We start from the raw sequence: 18,434 nt of genomic DNA, 5'->3' as shown, positions 1-18,434 counted from the left end.
CCGAGGCCCCCGGACGCGCCGATTCCGTTTCCCGCACGCGCGGCGGCGCCGCAACCCGAACCGGAGTCGCTGATAACCGCTCCGAGTCCGGTTCGTGTCGCGTGCGGAAGCCGGGCCTAGCGGACGACGATGAAGTCGGACGCCTGCCTGGGGGCGCGGTCCCTCGGGGGGGCAGCGGGGTGGCCGATGGCGACGGTCCCCATCGGGTCCCAGCCGGCGGGCAGGTCGAGGACCTCGCGGACGACGTCGCGGCAGAACATGGTGGAGGAGACCCACGCGGAGCCCAGCCCCTCCACCGCGAGCTGGACGAGGAGGTTCTGCACCCCCGCGCCGGCCGCGACCACGAACATCTCCCGCTCGGCGGTGTTGCGCCGGTCGTCGCGGTAGGTGTGCGAGCCGTCCATGACCAGGCAGGGCACCACCAGGTACGGGGCCGCGCGCAGCACGTCGCCCCGCCTGACCCGCCTGGCGATCGACTCCTCAGAAAAACCGTCGCCGCGCAGGTCGGCGATCCAGGCCTCGCGCATGGCGTCGAGCAGCTTCTCCCGGGCCTCCGCCGACTCCAGCAGGACGAACCGCCACGGGGTCGTGTGGTGCGGGGCGGGCGCGGCGATCGCGGCGTCGACGGCCATGCGGACCTTGGCGCCGTCCACGGGTTCCGCGGAGAACTCCCGGATGGTTCTGCGGGCGAAGACCACGTCGCGCGAGCCGTACCGGAACATGTCGTCGGCGGACAGGCGGACCAGCTCGCGGATGCCCGGCCCGTCGTCCTCGGTGGTGTACTCGGCCATGCCTCTGATCACCGCCACCGGGGTCTGCGCGACCTTCCCCTTGACCAGGTCTCCGGCCGCGGCGAACTCGTCGGCGACGGCGGTCAGGGTGACCTCGAGCGCGTTGCCGTAGTCGTCGGACATGCCCCGGTAGTCGAGAGAGGGGGTCACCCCGGCGACGCCGACGGCCATGTCGGTCTGGCCGTTGCGCCACGGGCGGCCGAAGGTGTCGGAGATGATCACACCGACCGACACGCCGAGCAGTTCCGCGACGCGCGCCCTGATGGCCGAGGCGGAGGCGTCCGGGTCGACGGGCAGCAGGACCACCGTGTCCGGTCGGGTGTTGGAGGCATCGACCCCGGCGGCGGCCATGACGAAGCCGTGCCTCGTCTCGGCGATCACGGTCTCGCCCCTGCGGGCGACCACCCGCCTGGTCTCCGCGCCGACCGCCTCGGCACGGGGCACACCGTGCAGGACCCGGCCTTCGGCCTTGCTTGAGATCTTGGAGGTGACCACGAGGATGTCGCCGTCACGCAGGTCGGGCAGAGCCGTGACGACCAGCTCCCCGACGTCGTCGCCCTCGTGGACCTCGGGTATGCCGGGAACGGCAAAGATCTCCACCCTGACGTCGGCGGGATTCCACTGCCCGCGCCTGATCCGGCTCATCGCGAACCCTCCTCGCGAGTGGCGGAGGGCGCGAGCCGGGTGGCCATGTCCAGGGCCGCGCGGGCGATGGCGGCGGTGGCCTCGACATCGTGCATGATCAGCGGGCGGGCCTCGACGTCGACGCCGGCGAGGGCCACTCCGGCGTCCTCCTCCGCGACCAGCCAGCCGTTCATCAGCGGCGACCCGTACAGCTCCAGGACCGCCTGCGCGGTGGTCTGCACGCCGATCGCGGTCAGGCAGGCGTCGGCCATGCCGCGGACCGGGGCGCCGCCGACGATGGGGGAGACGCCGATGACCGTCTTGCTCTCCAGGGCCTCTCGGATGCCCTTGATCTGCAGGATCGTGCCGATGCTGACGACCGGGTTGGACGGCGGGAGGATGACGACGTCGGCGGCGGCGATGGCCTCCAGCACGCCGGGGGCGGGGGAGGCCTGGTCGGCGCCGACCAGGATGATCTGCTCGGCGGGAACCGAGGCACGCAGCCGCACCCACCACTCCTGGAAGTGGATGGCGCGGCGGCCCTGCTCGTCGGTGATGACCACGTGGGTCTCGGTCCGGTCGTCGCTCATCGGGATCAGGCGCACGCCCGGCTGCCAGCGCTGGCACAGTGCCTCGGTGACCGCCGACAGCGGGTATCCGGCGTCGAGCATCTGGGTGCGCACGATGTGGGTGGCGAAGTCGCGGTCGCCGAGGCCGAACCACTGCGGCTCGACGCCGTAGGCGGCCAGTTCCTCCTTGACGACGTGCGACTCCTGCCGTCGTCCCCAGCCCTGTTCCTCGTCGATGCCGCCGCCCAGGGTGTACATCACGGTATCGAGGTCGGGGCAGACCCGCAGGCCGTAGAGACTGATGTCGTCACCGGTGTTGCCGATGACGGTGATCTCGGAGTCGGGGGCGGCGGTGAGCAGACCCCGCAGGAAGCGGGCACCACCGATTCCGCCGGCGAGGGACACGATGCGCATGCCGTCCAGTGTTCCACTAGGTCGTTACGGATGTCGGCGGGGTGCCGGGAGAGGGGGGACGCAGTCTTTTCATGATCGTTATGAGGGCTGTCCGTGCTGGCAGAATCACCTAGCCTGATGCCCGAATTATGGACATATAAGGTGCAATGGAGCACTTACGAGGTTGGTGGGCTTCCTGGGACTACCAACAGCAAAGTCAGCCATGTGCAAAACTGGCCCGGGTTTACCTAAAGACCCTATGGGGGTAGTTGTGATCAATGTCGAGGCGGGCCGGCTCCGGGAACCGGCGGCGTGGCTCATGGTAGCCGTCGCGTCCGCGAGCGTTCTCGTCGGCATCGAACGCCTGCTGTTCGGGGGATCGTCCTTCGCCGTGCGCGCGGCGGGCTACCTGGGTCAGCTCACCTCGCCGACAACCGCCGCGCTGTTCGTCGGCGCCGTGCTGCTGGCCACCCACCTCGGTCCGGTGATCGAGCGGTTGAAGCAGATGGCCCTCGTGGCGGCCGGCGTGCTCGGGCTCTCCGTGCTCTTCGGCGCGGTCAGCCTGCTCACCGCGCTGTTCGGCGGTGCGACGGACCTCCGGGAGAAGATCGAAATCCTCCTCGTCCACCTGCCCGCCCTCGCGCTGACCGCGGTCGTACTGCTCTACGTGCTGCCGAAGGCGGTCCCCGCCGGTTCGCGTGCCGGGGCCTTCCGCGCCGAGGACGGCTTCGGCCGCCCCGCCGAGCGCCCCCGGGAGCAGGGGTACGCCTACCCCCAGCAGCCCGTTCCCGCGCAGGGGCAGGTTCTCTTCCAGGACCACCCGCAGGGACAGGTTCCCTTCCAGGACCACCCACAGGGGCCGGTTCCCTTCCAGGACCACCCACAGGGGCCGGTTCCCTTCCAGGACCACCCGCAGGGACAGGGCGGGTACCCCCAGGGCCAGATGGCGCAGCAGGGTGTCCACCACCCGCAGGATCAGGCTCCGCTGGGCGGCCACGGTTACCCGCAGGAGGCGCCGCCCGCCCAGGTCCCGCAGCCCCCGCAGCCCCCGCAGAACCTCCCCGCGCTTCCGCCCGCGCCCGCGCACGTCTCCGAGGGGTACGGGCAGCAGGCGGCCTCCTATGCGCCGTCCGCGCCGCAGGCGGGCGACGGGCACCCTCAGCCGCCCTACCCGTCGCCCGTCGAGAGCCAGCCGTACGCTCCCCCGCCCGGCGCCTACCCGCAGCCCTCCCAGCAGCCGGAGCCGCAGGGGCAGGGGTACGCGCAGTCCATGCCGCAGCCGCCGCAGCCCGTCTCCCAGCCCGTCGCGCAGACCGGGGGCTACACCCCGAGCCCGTACGTCGCGGCCGACGTCCAGCCCCCGGCCCCGGCCAAGCCGTACGAGCCGCCGGCCGCCGCCTATGATTCGCCGGCCGCCGCCTATGACCCGCCGGTCTACGCCGCTCCGGTGGATCAGCAGCCCCAGACGGAACCCCGGCTGCCGAGCTATCCGCAGTTCCCCGACTCCCCGGCGTACGGGCAGCCCGAGCCGCAGGGCTTCGGCCAGCAGCCGGACTCTCCGGCGTACGGTCAGGAGCCGCAGCCGGTGAGTTCCGGGCGGCACTCCAGCCCGAGGCTGCCGAGCTATCCGCAGTTCCCCGACTCCCCGGCGTACGGGCAGCCGGAACCGCAGGGCTTCGGCCAGCAGGCCGACTCCTCGGCGTACGGCCTCCGCTCGGAGCAGCGGCAGCCGGACTACGGGCAGGCCGGTACTCCCGGGTACGGGCAGCCCGAGCCGCAGGGCTTCGGCCAGCAGCCGGACTCTCCGGCGTACGGTCAGGAGCCGCAGCTCGGGGGCTCCGGCCGCCGCTCGGAGTCGCAGGCGCCGGGCTACCCGCAGTCCGAGCCGCAGGGCTTCGGGCAGCAGGACTCGCAGCCGTCCGGCTACGGTCACCAGCCCGAGCAGCAGGCCCCCGCGCCCTACCCGCCGGTCGACGGCCGCCAGGGCCCGGCGTTCGACGGCCAGGCGCAGTCCTTCCCGCAGCCTCCGGAGAACTACGGCCAGCCGTTCAGCGGTTACTCGGGCGCGGAGTTCGCCCGGCCGGCCGAGCCGGGTCCGCAGTACTCCGCGCCCGACCCGGTGGACCTCAGGTCACAGCAGATGGCCCAGGCGTACCAGCAGGCGGAGAGCTACCAGCAGCAGGCCCAGGGCACCGAGCCGCAGCTTCGCGTCCCCGAGTACGGCTCCTCCGGCTACGACGGCCCGTTCGGGCATCCGCAGCAGGCGTCCCAGGCCCCTCAGGTTCCGCAGAACCCTTCGGCTCCGCAGGCCCCGTACCAGCCGCAGGGCGGCGGTCACCAGTGGGACCCGCGCTCGGAGGCGACGCTCAGGTTCGACCCGAGCACCTACTCCGGAGACCCGCTGAGCGACCCCGCGCTCGCCGTCAGGACGTGGGACTCGCAGCCGATAGACCCCACCGCGATCTACAAGCCCGAACAACGCCCAGGTCAGGGCATGGATTAGGAAAGCCCGGCTAGAGAGAGGGTGGGCCCCGGTCAGGATCAGAACATGTCCTGGTACGGTTCCGACCGCCGAGAGCACTGAGCCCCTGGCGATCGCGGCGATCACCTGGTGCAATTGCCGTCGTGGCAGGCACACGACCCACAACCGGGGAGAGCAGGTCTTTCCCCGGATACCAGCATGCCGCTTGACGCCACACCGGGCACGCGCGTGTAATTACACACGTGTTGTTACGCCTTTCTCTGGGTGGGTAAGGGGGAGGCGTTCATAGGGGGGCTCCATTTGCGGGCGTGCGGCAGGGAGGTGTGCAGTGGCCGACCTGGTCATCGCACAGGAGAGCATCGCTGAAGAGCAGCTTGGCTGGCAGGAGCGCGCCTTGTGCGCGCAGACCGACCCGGAGGCGTTCTTCCCGGAGAAGGGAGGCTCCACCCGCGAGGCCAAGAAGGTTTGCCGCTCCTGCGAGGTGCGTGCCGAGTGTCTTGAGTACGCGCTGGAACACGACGAGCGGTTTGGAATCTGGGGTGGACTGTCGGAGCGGGAGCGACGGCGGATCAAGCGTGAGGCGGTCTGAGCCGTCCGGGAAGCGGACGGCTGGAAGGCTTGGGCACGCTGAAGTCCGGACGGTCTGGAAATCCAACCACTGAGGAAACACCGAAGAAGTTCGAGTGGTCTGACAGGAAGCATGTGACGCCCCTCGGGGCGCTTGATGAATATGTCCATGGGGTCACGTGACCGTCGGTCACGTGACCCTTTTTTCATTCGTGCGACCAGGTGTAAGACATAGTCAGACATAGGGTGCCGTATCGTTGTCGCGCCGATCATCAACACCTCCTGAACACGGGACGTATGTCCATCACCGACTCCCAGCGCCCCCATCGCCCCCACCACACGGTCACCGCGATCGTCGTCTCCCACGACGGCTCCCGCTGGCTGGGGGAGACCCTGGAAGCCCTGCTCCGGCAGACCCGTCCCGTGGACCGGGTCGTCGGGGTCGACAACGGCAGCAGGGACGGCAGCGCCGCGCTGCTGACCGGAGCCCTCGGCTCCAGAGCCGTGCTCACCCTGCCGCGCTCGACCGGTTTCGGCGAGGCCGTCGCCGAGGTACTCGACAGGCTCGGCCCCGGCGGGGGGCAGGAGTGGATCTGGCTGCTGCACGACGACTGCGCGCCGGACGTCGATGCCCTGCGGATCCTGCTGGAGGCCGCCGAGGCGGATCCCAAGGCGGCGGTGCTCGGCCCCAAGCTGCGGGACTGGCTGGACCGGCGGATCCTGCTGGAGGTCGGCGTCACCGTCGACCGCACCGGCCGCAGGAACACCGGGCTGGAGGCCCGTGAGTTCGACCAGGGGCAGTACGACGGGATCAGGGACGTGCTCTCGGTCTCGACCGCGGGCATGCTGATCCGCAGGGATGTCTGGGACGAGGTCGGCGGTCTCGATCCGGCTCTGCCGCTCTTCCGTGACGACCTCGACCTGTGCTGGCGGGTCAGGGCCGTCGGATACCGCGTGCAGAACGTCACCCGGGCGGTCGCCTGGCACGCCGAGGCCGCCGCCAGGCGGCGTCGCCGGATCACCGCCAGCGGTGACCACCCCCGCCGCCTGGACCGGCGTAACGCCCTCTTCGTCGTCATGGCGAATCTGCCGCTGAGACCGCTGCTGTGGGCGCTGGTACGCAACGCGTTCGGCTCCATCTTCCGCACGGTGCTGTTCCTGGTGGCCAAGCAGCCCGCCAACGCGCTGGACGAGTTCCTCGCGTTCGGCTCGGTGTTCGGCCATCCCATTCGGATGATCAAGGCTCGGCGGGTGCGGGCCAAGGGGCGTAGGCAGGGGTACGCGGCGATCAGCCGGTTGCTCACCCCGCCCGGTGCCGGCTACCGGCGGCTCGTCGACCGGGCCCAGAACTACCTGGCCGGGGGCGGGTTCGTGGAGTCCGAGGGGCGCCACCACGCGGTGGCCGCCTCGCCGCACCCGCAGCAGGAGGACGGCGAGGAACTGCTCACCGACGCCGGCGTGATGCAGCGTGTCTTCGGCAACCCGGGTGTCCTGCTCTTCCTGGCGCTCGCCCTGGTCACGCTGATCGCCGAGCGTGCCCTGACCGGCGGCGCCAGGCTGGGCGGCGGCGCGCTCGTCCCGGTGATCGGCGGGGCCTCCGACCTGTGGGCTCTCTACCGTGAGAGCTACCACCAGACGGGCCTGGGCACCGACGCGTGGGCTCCGCCGTACGTGGCGGTGCTGGCCGTGCTCTCCACGGTGCTGTTCGGCAAGACGTGGCTCGCGGTCTCGCTGCTGCTGCTCGGCTGCGTGCCGCTGGCGGGGATCTCCGCGTACGCGGCCACCCGGTCGATGATCCCGGGCCGCTGGACCCGGGTCTGGCTGGCCTCCTCCTACGCCCTCCTGCCGGTGGCCACCGGCGCGGTCGCCGCGGGCCGGCTCGGCACCGCGGTGGTCTTCGTGCTGCTTCCCGTCTACGCGGCGCTCGCGACCACGGTGCTCGCCGGGGAGCGGCGCCGTGCCCGCCGCGCCGCCTGGGGCCTGGGGCTCCTGCTGGCCGTCGGTACCGCCTTCGCCCCGCTGGTCTACCCGCTGACCGCGATCCTCGGCGCGCTGGCGGCGCTGGCCTTCCCGCGCCGGGGCGTCGCCGTCTCGATGCTCGTGGCGTTCGCCGTGCCCGTGGTCCTGCTGTTCCCCTGGCTGGCCCAGCTGGTCGCGGATCCCAAGCGGCTGCTGCTGGAGGCCGGGCTGCACCAGCCCGCGCTGGTCGACCCCGGACTGCCCGCGCAGTCGTTGCTGCTGCTCAGCCCAGGCGGGCCCGGCATGCCGCCACTCTGGGTGACCGGCGGTCTCATCGCCGCCTGCCTGCTCGCGCTGCTGATGCGCCGCAACCGGATGGTCATCGCGGTCGGCTGGGGCGTCGCCCTCTTCGGTGTGCTGGTGGCCATCCTGGTCAGCAGGACCCCCGTCACCTCGATCAACGGCGATGTCGAGGCCCCCGCGTGGCCTGGTGTGCCATTGGCCTTCGCGGCCACCGGCATGCTCGTGGTGGCCGCGCTCACCGCCGACCGGGTCGTGGAGTTCCGGGCGGCCGGCGGGCTGCGCAGGCTCGCCGCGCTCGGGGTCGTGCTGGTCGCGTTCTCCACGCCGCTGCTCGCCGCGGGCATGTGGATCGTCGAGGGCGTGAACGGCCCGATCCGCGGAACCGTACGCGACGTCATGCCCGCCCTCGCGGCGGTCAACTCCGCCGGTGGCGAGCGGACCCTGCTGCTGCGCACCTCGCCGAACGGTCTGCTCTTCACGGTGCTGCGCGGGCGTACCCCGGTGATCGGCGAGGCCGACATCCCCGTGCCCGAGGGGCCCAGGGAACGGGTCCGCGTCGCCACGGCCGGGCTGGTGTCCGGCAGGGGCGGCGACGACGCCCGGGTGCTGGCGGCGCACGGTGTCCGGTTCGTCGTGGTGACCGCGCCCGTCGACGCGGCGATCAGCGCCGCCCTAGACTCGCAGCCCTCGCTGGCGAGGATGAGCCTGTCCCGCTCGGTCGGCGTGTGGCGGCTGACCCAGCCGATCGCCGTTCCCGTCACCCCGCCCGGCGACCCCTGGCACAGCCGCTGGCTGTGGATTCAGGCCGCGCTGGTGCTGGTCGTCCTGGTGCTGGCCGCGCCCGGCTCGCGTACCGAGTCCGACCAGCCCGCCGCCCCACAGGACCTGCCCGAGTCCCGTAGAGAGCTGGCCCCCCGGTGAAATCCCTGATCGAGAACCGGTTCAGCCTGCTGGTGCTGGTCTTGGTGGCCCTGCTCGCCCTGTACGGGGTGGCCTCCGCCACCCAGCCGCAGGCGGTCGCCACCCCCGCGCCACAGGTTCAGAAGGTTCCCGTCGCCTCGGTGACGACGGTCTGCCCATCGCCCGGCGACACCTCCGTCGCCGTGGTGGCGCCGCCGGGCAGCCGGGCGCAGGGGGCCGCGGCACTGGTCACCGGCGACAAGACCCTCGCCACCCTCGACACCCCCGGCCGTCTCTGGCATGAGAAGGTCCCCGCCTCGTCGCCGCCCCTTGTCATCACGGCCACCGGGAGCATGGCGGCGGGCCTGGAGGTGGCGCAGACCCGCAAGGAGAAGTCGGGCAGGCAGCGAGGGCTGGCCGGGGTGCGCTGCACCGAGCCGGTGGCGAGCACCTGGCTGGTCGGCCCGGGACCGGCCGCGGCCGAGGTCACGCTCTACCTGACCAACGCCGATCTCGCCCCGGCCATCGCGGAGATCATGGTCTATTCGGGCGAGGGTCCCGTGGTCGCCGACAGCGGTGGTGTGTTCACCCTGAAACCCGGCGAGAACCGTTCGATCAAGGTCGGGGATCTCGCGCCCACGGCGCTCGTCCTGGCGATCCAGGTGCGCACCAGCTCCGGGCGGGTCACCGCCGCGGCCAGGGCGATCATGAACGGCGGGCGCGGCGTCGACTGGTTGCCCGTCTCCGCGGCCCCCGCCACCCGCGTCGTCGTGCCGGGCATCCCCGGTGGCGGCGGGAAACGCGAGCTGCTCGTCGCCTCCGACGCCGAGGTCGACACGCTGGTCGAGGTCAGGGCGCTCACCCCCGACGGGACGTACGCGCTCAAGGGCCGCGAGCTCGTCGAGGTGCCCGCCGGTTCCGTCGCCACCCTCGACCTGTCCACCGGGATCGGCGGCCAGCCGTCCGCGCTGGTGCTCACCTCGGAGACCCCGATCGTCGCGGGACTCGTCGCCACCGGCACCGGGGCGAAGGCCGACGTGGCCTTCACCGCCGGGGCGGACCCCGTCGACCTGGGAAGCGTCGTCGCCGACAACCGTACGGGAGGCAAGGTGACCTCCCAGCTGCTGCTGACCGCGCCGGACACCGCGGGCAAGGTGAGCGTGCAGGTGGTTCCGCGCAAGGGCGATCCGGGTGAGCCGTTCCAGGTGGACATCTCCGCCTCGCGTACCAAGCAGGTCAAACTGCCCAAGGTGGACGGGGCCTTCGCGGTGGTCGTGCAGCCGATGCCCGGCTCGGGGCCGGTCTACGGCGGGCGCGTCATGGACGAGCGGCTCAAGGGCGGGTTGGCGCTGACCGTGCAGCCACTGGCCGCGGCCCGGATGTGGGCGCTGATCCCGCCGATCGCGGAGTCCGCCGCGACGGTCCTGCCCTGAGAGGCGCTTTGGACGGGTCAGTCGTGGTCGTCGAAGCCGGGGTCGATCGATTCTGGAGAGAGCCCGAGCAGGCCCGCGACCTGCTCGACCACCGCCTCGTGCACCATCGCGCCGAGGTGGTCACGATCGCGGGACCGGCTCTCCAGGGGGCGACGGTAAATGATCACAACGGCCGGGCGGTTCCCGTCGGCGGGTTTGGCCCGCCCGAACGGGATCGGGTCGCCGGTCAGCAGCTCGGGGCCGTCGCCCAGCTCGCTGATCGGCGGGACCTCCTCGACCGCGAACTCCACGGCCGCCAGCTGTTTGGCCCACCGGGGCTTGAGCCGGTCGACGGCGTCCAGGACGAGATCGTCGAACCGCTCGCTGCGGGACTTGGCGATCGGCACGTGCGAGGGCGCGAGCGGACCGCGCAGGCCGCGGCCGTGCCTGTCGCGCCTGCGGGGAGAACGAGGTCTGCCGGGTGCCGGGCTCACGGCCCCAGCTTAGACGTGACCCGAGCGGGGGCGGGAGTGCCGGTGACGGAAGGTGTCGTATCGAGTGCGTGGGGCGGGAGTGCCGGTGACGGAGGGCGGTGTGCCGAGTGTGGGACCGGAGAGGCCGTGTGGCGGGAGCGCGGAGGAGGGGCGTAAGCCATACAGGCGGGTGGAAGCCGGGACACGTGTCCGAATTGTGGCGACACGCTCGTTAAGAGCGCTCAGATAGTGGCGCCCCGGACGCTTACCGGATACGGTCCCACCGTGAGCCCCGTCCGCCGCTGTTCCCGCACCGCGTGCAGTCAGCCTGCCGTTTTCACGCTCACGTACGTCTACGCCGATTCGACCGCTGTTCTCGGGCCCTTGGCGACGTACGCCGAGCCGCACTGTTACGACCTGTGTGCCGAGCATGCCGAGCGGCTCACCGCCCCCCGCGGTTGGGAGGTGGTCCGCCTGCCGACCGACGGCGCCACACCGAGTACGGACGACCTGGAAGCCCTCGCCAACGCGGTCCGCGAGGCCGCGAGACCCGCCCCCAGCGGCGGCACCGAGCCGGTCGGCCAGGGCGTCGAGGTCGGGCGCCGGGGTCATCTGCGGGTGCTCCGCTCCGCTCAACCCCAGCGCGACCGCTGACCCTACTAGGCTGGGGAGCAAGAGCTGCTCGGATATGAGTGTGCGCCGTTATGCTCTGGCATGCTTGGGAGAGTGATACGGCCGGTTGGTCGTGGCCTTGCCGTAGCCGGTGAGGGTTTTGGTCTCCTGAAGCGTTGATCGTGCTCACGGTCAGGTCGCCCAGGGTTGCGGGGAGACTTTAAACGCTCGTGGAGCCGGGGTAAGACCGGGCCGCAAGGTCAGGCGGTCGGCGGTGAAGCGAGAACTCCCGCGAGGGAGAACGTTCGCGTCGTAAGGCGCGGACTGCCCGACAATGCGCTGACCAGCGCTAACTGGAAGGCAACGGCAGCGGACACGACGCAGAGGGCGGAGCTGGAGTGGGCGACCTTGTCAAGATCTTCAAAGCGTACGACGTTCGTGGCGTCGTGCCGGACGAACTCGACGAGGAGACCGCCGAGGCGGTCGGCGCGGCCTTCGTGGAAGTGACCGGGGCCGCGACCGCCGTGGTGGCACACGACATGCGCGAGTCGTCGGCGCCTCTGGCGGCGGCCTTCACCCGGGGGGCCACCTCGCGGGGGGCCGACGTGATCCACGCCGGGCTGGGCTCCACGGACCTGCTCTACTACGCGAGCGGCAGCCTCGGCCTGCCCGGGGTGATGTTCACGGCCAGCCACAACCCGGCCCGCTACAACGGCATGAAGATGTGCAGGGCCGGCGCCGTGCCGATCGGCGGAGAGACCGGGCTCATCGAGATCCGGGACCGGGCCGCCGCGATCCTGGCGTCGGGCGGCCTCGGCGGCCAGGGGGGCGGGACGGTCTCCGAGCGCGATCTGCTGCGCGGCTACGCCGACCACCTGCGCGGCCTGGTCGACCTTTCCGGCATCCGGCCGCTGCGGGTCGTGGTCGACGCGGGGAACGGGATGGGCGGGCACACGGTCCCGACGGTCTTCGAGGGGCTGCCCATCGAGCTGACCGCCCTCTACTTCGAGCTCGACGGCACCTTCCCCAACCACGAGGCCAACCCCATCGAGCCGGACAACCTGCGCGACCTGCAGAAGGCGGTGCTCGACGTGGGCGCCGACATCGGACTGGCCTTCGACGGCGACGCCGACCGCTGCTGGGTCGTCGACGAGCGCGGCGAATCGGTCTCGCCGTCCACGATCACCGCGCTGGTCGCCGCCCGCGAGCTGGTCAAGCACCCCGGCGCTGTGATCATCCACAACCTGATCACCTCCAGAGGCGTTCCGGAGATCGTCACCGAGCACGGTGGCCGGCCGGTCCGCACCCGCGTGGGTCACTCGTTCATCAAGGCCGAGATGGCCGAGACCGGCGCGGTCTTCGGCGGCGAGCACTCCGCCCACTACTACTTCAAGGACTTCTGGTTCGCCGACTCCGGCATGCTGGCCGCGCTGCACGTGCTGGCCGCACTGGGCGAGCAGGAGAAGCCGCTCTCGGAGATCCTGGCCGAATACACCCGCTACGCGGCCTCAGAAGAGATCAACAGCACGGTCGCCGACCAGGCCGCCGCGACGGAGCGGGTTCGCGAGACGTTCGCCGCCCGCGACGGCGTCACCTTCGACGAGCTGGACGGCCTGACCGTCTCCGGCCCAGGATGGTGGTTCAACCTCCGTCCGTCCAACACAGAGCCGCTGCTCAGGCTGAACGCCGAGGCGGCAGACGAGATTCAGATGGCAGCGATCAGGGACGAGGTCCTTGCTGTCGTGAGGAGCTGAACGAGTGAAGATCGACGACTGGTTGCTGGAGATCCTGGCCTGCCCCAACTGCAAGTCTCCGCTACGAGCCGAGCCCGAGGTGGACGAGCTGTCCTGCACCTCCGCCTCCTGCGGCCTGGTCTACCCGGTCCGGGACGACATCCCGGTCCTGCTGGTCGACGAGGCCCGGAAGTCGTGAACTGGGAGCCCGATCGGCTCGACGAAGGAGAACAGCTGGTCGACGGTGACCCGTCGGGCATGCTGCGGGCGGTGGCCGACTCGGCCGCGCAGGTCCGTACCTCCCACCGGGCCGCCCTGGAGTCAGGCCTGTCCTCGCTCGCCGAGGACGGCCGGCCCCGGGCGGTCGTGGTCGCCGGCGGGGGCGGCTCGGGCATCGCCGGTGACATCCTCAACGTGGTGTGCGGCCACGGCGCCCCGCTGCCGATCGTGACCGTCAGGTCTTACCGGCTGCCGGGCTGGATCGGCGCGACCGACCTGGTGATCGCGGTGTCGCGCTCGGGCGGGGCCGAGGAGACGCTCACGGTGGCCGCCGAGGCCGTCCGCCGAGGCTGCCGCCTGCTCGCCGTCGGTACCCCCGATTCGCCGCTGCACGCGATCGCCAGGCAGGCGGGAGCGCCGTTCGTGCCCGTCACGGACGGAGGAGGCCGGCTCCGTACCGGGATATGGGCGCTGTCGGTCCCGCTGATCGTCGCCGCGGCCGAGCTCGGCCTGATCACAGCGGGTGAGGAGGTGTTCGAGGGGGTGGCCAGGCGCCTTGAGGACCTCGCGCACCGCTGCCGCCCGACGAGCGAGTCGTTCATCAATCCCGGCAAGTCACTCGCCATGGAGATCGCCGAGACCGTGCCGATGATCTGGGGATCCTCCCCGGTGGCGGCTGTCGCGGCCCACCAGTGGGCCCGCGGGCTCAATGTGAACGGTAGGTATCCGGCGATGTGGGGAGAGCTCCCCGAGGTCGGCCACAACCAGGTGGCCGCCCTCGACGGCCCGCTCGCCCACCGCGACATCTTCGCCGACGAGAGCGGCAGGTCGCTCCGGCTGTTCGTGCTGCGCGACGTCGAGGAGCACCCCCGGGTCGTACGGCACCGGGAGGCGTCGGTGCGTCTGGCGGAGGATCGCGGCGTTCCGGTCACGCAGATCGTCGCCGAGGGGGAGCACCCGCTGGAGCGGCTCGCCGTGCTGATCGCCCTCGGAGACTTCGCGAGTGCGTACCTCGCTCTCGGGTACGGGATCGATCCGACCGTTGTGTCGGCGATTACAGAAGTCAGGGCGAGGATTTCACAATAGGATCCTGTCTCATCTTTACCAGAACAATGAGCTGAGCGGAGGCTGCCGTGAGTGCGGGCGGCGGTACCAAGGCAATCATCGCGGCGTTGGCCGCCAATCTGTCGATCGCGGTGGCCAAATTCGTGGCGGCCTTCTTCACGGGGTCGTCATCCATGCTGGCCGAGGGGGTCCACTCGGTGGCCGACTCGGGCAACCAGGCGCTGCTGCTCCTCGGCGGCAAGCGCGCGCAGCGCGCGCGCACGCCCCAGCATCCCTTCGGATACGGCAGGGAGCGCTACTTCTACGCCTTCGTGGTGGCGGTCGTGCTGTTCACCATCGGCGCGGTGTTCTCGCTCTACGAGGGCTGGCACAAGATCTCCGCTCCGGAGGAGCTCAACTCCCCGATATGGGCCTTCGGCGTGCTGATCTTCGCGATCATCGCCGAGGCGTTCTCGTTCAGGACGGCGATCATCGAGTCCAACGCGGTCCGGGGAGACCAGACGTGGGTGCAGTTCATCCGCCGCTCCAAGTCGCCCGAGCTGCCGGTCATCGTGCTTGAGGACCTGGGCGCGCTGCTCGGCCTGCTCTTCGCGCTCTTCGGCGTGACGATGGCCGTGGTGACCGGCAACCCCGTCTGGGACGGCATCGGCACCCTGATGATCGGTGTCCTGCTGGCCATCATCGCGGTCATCCTGGCGGTCGAGACCAAGTCGCTGCTGATCGGCGAGGGTGCGGGCCCCGAGGTCGAGACACGCATCGCGCAGGCCCTGGAGAGCGCGCCTGAGGTGACCCGGGTCATCCACATGCGCACGCTCCACCTGGGCCCGGAGGAGATCCTGGTCGCCGCCAAGATCGCGGTGGAGCACGACGACACGGCCGCGGAGGTGGCCCGGGGCATCGACGAGGCCGAGCAGCGCGTCCGCACCGCCGTCCCCGAGGCCCGCGTCATCTACCTGGAGCCCGACCTGGACAGATCCAGGGTCAACGGCTCAGTCTGAATCCGGACGAGACGGCTGGGGGCGCTGGAGCAGCCGCAGCGCCTTCTCCTTCTCGAAGTCCAGGGCCCTGCGGGGCGCCTGGAGACGGCCGATCCGCAGGCCCAGGTCCCGCACGGCCTGGGCGACCGCGGGCTCGCTCAGCGTTCGCAGCGCGAAGGCCAGCTCGGCGGGGGAGATGTCGAACCGTTTCTCCAGCTCGACGCTCTGGGCGACGGCGGAGAGCTCCTCGGGGCCGAACCGCCGGTGCGCGCCTTGGTTCCTGATCTCCGGGAGCAGGCCGAGTGCCTCGCGGTAGCGGAGCATCCGGGGGGACATGCCGAGCTTCCTGGCGGCCTCGGTGATCCGCATCGCCGCCCCCTCTCCGCAGATTTTCGGGAAAGCTTACATTCTTGTGTCAGGTTACCCGCTCGGAAGGTGCGCGAAGGCTCCCCGGCCGCCTAAACTCGCAACCGTCGACTTTTCCGGTGGAGTGGTGAGCCCGGCCCGAGAGCGAAGCGTGATCGGCGAGGGTGTGAGGCGGACCGCCCATCAACCAGAGGGGTAACCACACATGGACTTCAAGGTCGCCGACCTTTCCCTTGCGGCCTTTGGGCGCAGGGAGATCCAGCTCGCCGAGCATGAGATGCCGGGTCTGATGGCCGTCCGCGAGGAGTACGCCAAGGCCCAGCCGCTGGCCGGGGCGAAGATCATGGGCTCGCTGCACATGACCATCCAGACCGCCGTGCTCATCGAGACCCTGGTCGCGCTCGGCGCGGAGGTTCGCTGGGTGAGCTGCAACATCTTCTCCACCCAGGACCACGCCGCCGCCGCCGTGGTCGTCGGCCCCGAGGGCACCCCCGAGGACCCCAAGGGCGTCCCGGTCTTCGCCTGGAAGGGCGAGACGCTGGAGGAGTACTGGTGGTGCACCGAGCAGGCCCTGGTGTGGCCCGGCGGTGACGGCCCCAACATGATCCTCGACGACGGCGGCGACGCCACCCTGCTCGTCCACAAGGGCGCCGAGTACGAGAAGGCCGGCGCCGTGCCCAGCACGGGAGAGGACGACCCGGAGGAGTGGGGCATCATCCTCGACCTGCTCCGCCGCACGGTCACCGACGAGGGCCGCTGGACCCAGGTCGCCTCGCGCATCAAGGGCGTCACCGAGGAGACCACCACCGGTGTGCACCGCCTGTACGAGATGTTCAAGGCCGGCACGCTGCTCTTCCCGGCGATCAACGTCAACGACTCGGTGACCAAGTCCAAGTTCGACAACAAGTACGGCTGCCGTCACTCGGTGCTCGACGGCCTCAACCGCGCCACCGACGTGCTGATCGGCGGCAAGGTGGCGGTCATCGCCGGCTACGGCGACGTCGGCAAGGGGTGCGCCGAGGCGCTCAAGGGCCAGGGGGCCCGGGTCATCATCACCGAGATCGACCCGATCTGCGCGCTTCAGGCCGCCATGGATGGCTTCCAGGTCACCACGCTGGACGAGGTCGTCGGCATCGCCGACATCTTCGTCACCACGACCGGCAACTTCAACATCATCACGGCCGACCACATGGCCCAGATGAAGCACAACGCGATCGTGTCCAACATCGGTCACTTCGACAACGAGATCGACATGGCCGGTTTGGCCAGGATTCCCGGTATCGAGAAGACCGAGGTCAAGCCGCAGGTCCACACCTGGCGCTTCCCCGACGGCAAGCAGATCATCGTGCTCGCCGAGGGCCGCCTGATGAACCTGGGCTGCGCCACCGGTCACCCCTCGTTCGTCATGTCCAACTCCTTCACCAACCAGGTGATCGCGCAGATCGAGCTGTTCACCAAGACCGACGACTACCCGATCGGCGTCTACGTGCTGCCCAAGCACCTGGACGAGAAGGTCGCCCGCCTCCACCTCGACGCCCTGGGAGTGAAGCTCACCAAGCTCACCAAGGCCCAGGCCGAGTACATCGGCGTGGACGTCGAGGGTCCCTACAAGCCCGAGCACTACCGTTACTGATAACTGCGGTTGAGTCTCATCGGCCCCCGCGGTTTCGCGGGGGCCTTCGGGCGATCTGGCGGGCGATCTGGGGAGAGACGTGGACAGCGCTCTGGTGGCCGCGGGTGAGCGGAGGATCGGGTGGGCGGCGCGGGCGATGCCGGTGCTCACCGCCCTCGGTGAGCGGTTCGCCGCCGAGCGGCCGCTGGAAGGGCTGCGGATCGCCGCGTGCCTGCACGTCACCGCCGAGACCGCCGTGCTCATGGGCACGCTCAGGGCGGGCGGGGCTGAGATAGCCCTGGCCGCGTCGAACCCCCTGTCCACCCAGGACGACGTCGCCGAGGCGCTCCGTGACTACGGCGTCGTCGTGCACGCGCGGGCGGGGGTCACCAGGGACGTCTACTACCAGCACATCCACCAGGCGCTCGACATCGTCCCCGACATCGTCCTGGACGACGGCTGCGACCTGGTCAACATCCTGCACACCGAGCGGACCGAACTGCTGCGGACGGTGTCCGGGGGGTGCGAGGAGACCACCACCGGCATCATCAGGCTCCGCCAGATGGCCGCGGAGGGGGCCCTGAGGTTCCCCGTGGTGGCGGTCAACGACACGCGGACGAAGCGGATGTTCGACAACCGGTACGGCACCGGCCAGTCGACTATGGACGGCATCATGCGCGCCACGAACACGCTGCTCGCGGGTAAGACCGTGGTGGTCGCCGGTTTCGGCTACTGCGGCCGGGGCGTCGCCGAGCGGGCCAGGGGCCTGGGCGCGCGGGTGGTGGTGACCGAGATCGACCCGGTCAAGGCGCTGGACGCCCTGCTGCAGGGCTACGACGTACGGTCGATGGCGGCGGCCGCCCGCGCCGGGGACGTGTTCGTCACGGTCACCGGCAACCGCGACGTGATCAGGGGCGAGCACCTGGCGGAGATGAAGGACGGCGCGATCCTCGCCAATGCCGGACACTTCGACGTCGAGATCGACGTCCGCGCCCTGGACGGCCTGGCACAGGAGATCCACCGGGGGGTACGCCCCAATACCGACGAGTACGTTCTCGCGGACGGTCGCAGGATCCTATTGCTCGCCGAGGGCCGCCTGGTGAACCTGACGGCCGCCGAGGGGCATCCCGCCGCGGTCATGGACATGTCCTTCTCCGCGCAGGCGCTCTCGGTGGCCTGGCTGGCCCGTGAGCGGGTGCGGCTGGAGCCGGGGGTCTACGACGTGCCGGGGGAGGTCGACGTGGAGGTGGCGCGGCTCAAGCTGGCCGCGGCCGGGATCGAGACGGACGAGCTCACCCCCGAGCAGGGGGAGTATCTCCACTCGTGGCGGCTCGGCTCGTAGTCACGCCCGCACCTCGGCCCGCGATCCACGCGTCA

The 18,434-nt window shown here is 70.8% G+C and carries 15 protein-coding genes; 11 read left to right on the top strand and 4 right to left on the bottom strand.

Annotated features, from left to right (window positions below):
* Nucleotides 1-116: 116 nt before the first annotated feature.
* Nucleotides 117-1,436, bottom strand: coding sequence for a coenzyme F420-0:L-glutamate ligase (locus ABT130_RS00360; RefSeq protein WP_350951613.1), 1,320 nt, complete (start codon nt 1,434-1,436; stop codon nt 117-119).
* Entirely contained in the window at nt 1,433-2,398 is a 966-nt protein-coding gene (gene cofD / locus ABT130_RS00355) for a 2-phospho-L-lactate transferase (protein ID WP_350951611.1), read from the bottom strand. The genes ABT130_RS00360 and cofD overlap by 4 nt, the downstream gene beginning before the upstream one ends.
* Nucleotides 2,399-2,648: 250 nt before the next feature.
* On the opposite strand from cofD, the gene ABT130_RS00350 reads away from it, so the two are divergent.
* The 4 genes from ABT130_RS00350 (at nt 2,649) to ABT130_RS00335 (ending at nt 10,021) form a co-directional block, all read left to right on the top strand.
* Complete coding sequence (locus tag ABT130_RS00350) at nt 2,649-4,880, top strand: hypothetical protein (protein ID WP_350951609.1); 2,232 nt, start codon at nt 2,649-2,651, stop codon at nt 4,878-4,880.
* Nucleotides 4,881-5,187: 307 nt separating this feature from the next.
* A complete protein-coding gene (locus tag ABT130_RS00345; protein WP_037969494.1) occupies nt 5,188-5,448 on the top strand; it encodes a WhiB family transcriptional regulator in 261 nt (86 codons plus the stop codon).
* A 275-nt stretch (nt 5,449-5,723) separates the two neighbouring features.
* Entirely contained in the window at nt 5,724-8,609 is a 2,886-nt protein-coding gene (locus ABT130_RS00340; protein WP_350951607.1) for a glycosyltransferase, read from the top strand.
* Nucleotides 8,606-10,021 carry a DUF5719 family protein gene (locus ABT130_RS00335; RefSeq protein WP_350951605.1) on the top strand — a complete coding sequence of 472 codons (1,416 nt, stop codon included), beginning with the start codon at nt 8,606-8,608 and terminating at the stop codon, nt 10,019-10,021. Before ABT130_RS00340 ends, ABT130_RS00335 begins: the two co-directional genes overlap by 4 nt.
* A gap of 17 nt (nt 10,022-10,038) precedes the next feature.
* Here the strand turns inward: ABT130_RS00335 and ABT130_RS00330 are convergent, their stop codons facing one another.
* Complete coding sequence (locus ABT130_RS00330; RefSeq protein WP_350920792.1) at nt 10,039-10,494, bottom strand: metallopeptidase family protein; 456 nt, start codon at nt 10,492-10,494, stop codon at nt 10,039-10,041.
* A 264-nt stretch (nt 10,495-10,758) separates the two neighbouring features.
* On the opposite strand from ABT130_RS00330, the gene ABT130_RS00325 reads away from it, so the two are divergent.
* The 5 genes from ABT130_RS00325 to ABT130_RS00305 all read left to right on the top strand — a co-directional run bounded on the left by ABT130_RS00325 (nt 10,759) and on the right by ABT130_RS00305 (nt 15,100).
* Nucleotides 10,759-11,127 (top strand): DUF3499 domain-containing protein, encoded by a 369-nt coding sequence (locus ABT130_RS00325; RefSeq protein ID WP_030907363.1) that lies wholly within the window; start codon nt 10,759-10,761, stop codon nt 11,125-11,127.
* 356 nt (nt 11,128-11,483) lie between these two features.
* Complete coding sequence (locus ABT130_RS00320; RefSeq protein WP_350920795.1) at nt 11,484-12,839, top strand: phosphomannomutase/phosphoglucomutase; 1,356 nt, start codon at nt 11,484-11,486, stop codon at nt 12,837-12,839.
* A gap of 4 nt (nt 12,840-12,843) precedes the next feature.
* Complete coding sequence (locus tag ABT130_RS00315; RefSeq protein ID WP_012888128.1) at nt 12,844-13,017, top strand: Trm112 family protein; 174 nt, start codon at nt 12,844-12,846, stop codon at nt 13,015-13,017.
* Nucleotides 13,014-14,123 carry an SIS domain-containing protein gene (locus ABT130_RS00310; protein ID WP_350920798.1) on the top strand — a complete coding sequence of 370 codons (1,110 nt, stop codon included), beginning with the start codon at nt 13,014-13,016 and terminating at the stop codon, nt 14,121-14,123. Before ABT130_RS00315 ends, ABT130_RS00310 begins: the two co-directional genes overlap by 4 nt.
* A 47-nt stretch (nt 14,124-14,170) precedes the next feature.
* Nucleotides 14,171-15,100 (top strand): cation diffusion facilitator family transporter, encoded by a 930-nt coding sequence (locus ABT130_RS00305; RefSeq protein WP_350920801.1) that lies wholly within the window; start codon nt 14,171-14,173, stop codon nt 15,098-15,100.
* On the opposite strand, the gene ABT130_RS00300 is transcribed toward ABT130_RS00305, so the two are convergent.
* Nucleotides 15,092-15,448, bottom strand: coding sequence for a MerR family transcriptional regulator (locus tag ABT130_RS00300; protein WP_350920804.1), 357 nt, complete (start codon nt 15,446-15,448; stop codon nt 15,092-15,094). The two genes, ABT130_RS00305 and ABT130_RS00300, sit on opposite strands and share 9 nt — an antisense overlap.
* Before the next feature lie 202 nt (nt 15,449-15,650).
* Between ABT130_RS00300 and ahcY the strand changes: the two genes are divergently transcribed.
* Together ahcY and ABT130_RS00290 are read left to right on the top strand one after the other, a co-directional pair.
* Nucleotides 15,651-17,078 (top strand): adenosylhomocysteinase, encoded by a 1,428-nt coding sequence (ahcY, locus tag ABT130_RS00295; protein WP_350920807.1) that lies wholly within the window; start codon nt 15,651-15,653, stop codon nt 17,076-17,078.
* Between the two features lie 79 nt (nt 17,079-17,157).
* Nucleotides 17,158-18,399: an adenosylhomocysteinase gene (locus ABT130_RS00290; protein ID WP_350951603.1), complete on the top strand. Its 1,242-nt coding sequence runs from the start codon at nt 17,158-17,160 to the stop codon at nt 18,397-18,399.
* Nucleotides 18,400-18,434 lie beyond the last annotated feature (35 nt).

The sequence above is a fragment of the Streptosporangium sp. NPDC001681 genome, assembly GCF_040298085.1.
Classification (GTDB): domain Bacteria; phylum Actinomycetota; class Actinomycetes; order Streptosporangiales; family Streptosporangiaceae; genus Streptosporangium.
Note: the sequence above shows the minus strand (reverse complement) of the source record. Positions and strands in the feature narration are given on the sequence as shown.

Excerpts from the sequence above, each read along its gene's own strand:
- cofD (WP_350951611.1), bottom strand. The coding sequence starts at position 2,398 with ATGCGCATCGTGTCCCTCGCCGGCGGAATCGGTGGTGCCCGCTTCCTG.
- ABT130_RS00360 (WP_350951613.1), bottom strand. The coding sequence starts at position 1,436 with ATGAGCCGGATCAGGCGCGGGCAGTGGAATCCCGCCGACGTCAGGGTG.
- ABT130_RS00340 (WP_350951607.1), top strand. The coding sequence starts at position 5,724 with ATGTCCATCACCGACTCCCAGCGCCCCCATCGCCCCCACCACACGGTC.
- ABT130_RS00300 (WP_350920804.1), bottom strand. The coding sequence starts at position 15,448 with ATGCGGATCACCGAGGCCGCCAGGAAGCTCGGCATGTCCCCCCGGATG.
- ahcY (WP_350920807.1), top strand. The coding sequence starts at position 15,651 with ATGGACTTCAAGGTCGCCGACCTTTCCCTTGCGGCCTTTGGGCGCAGG.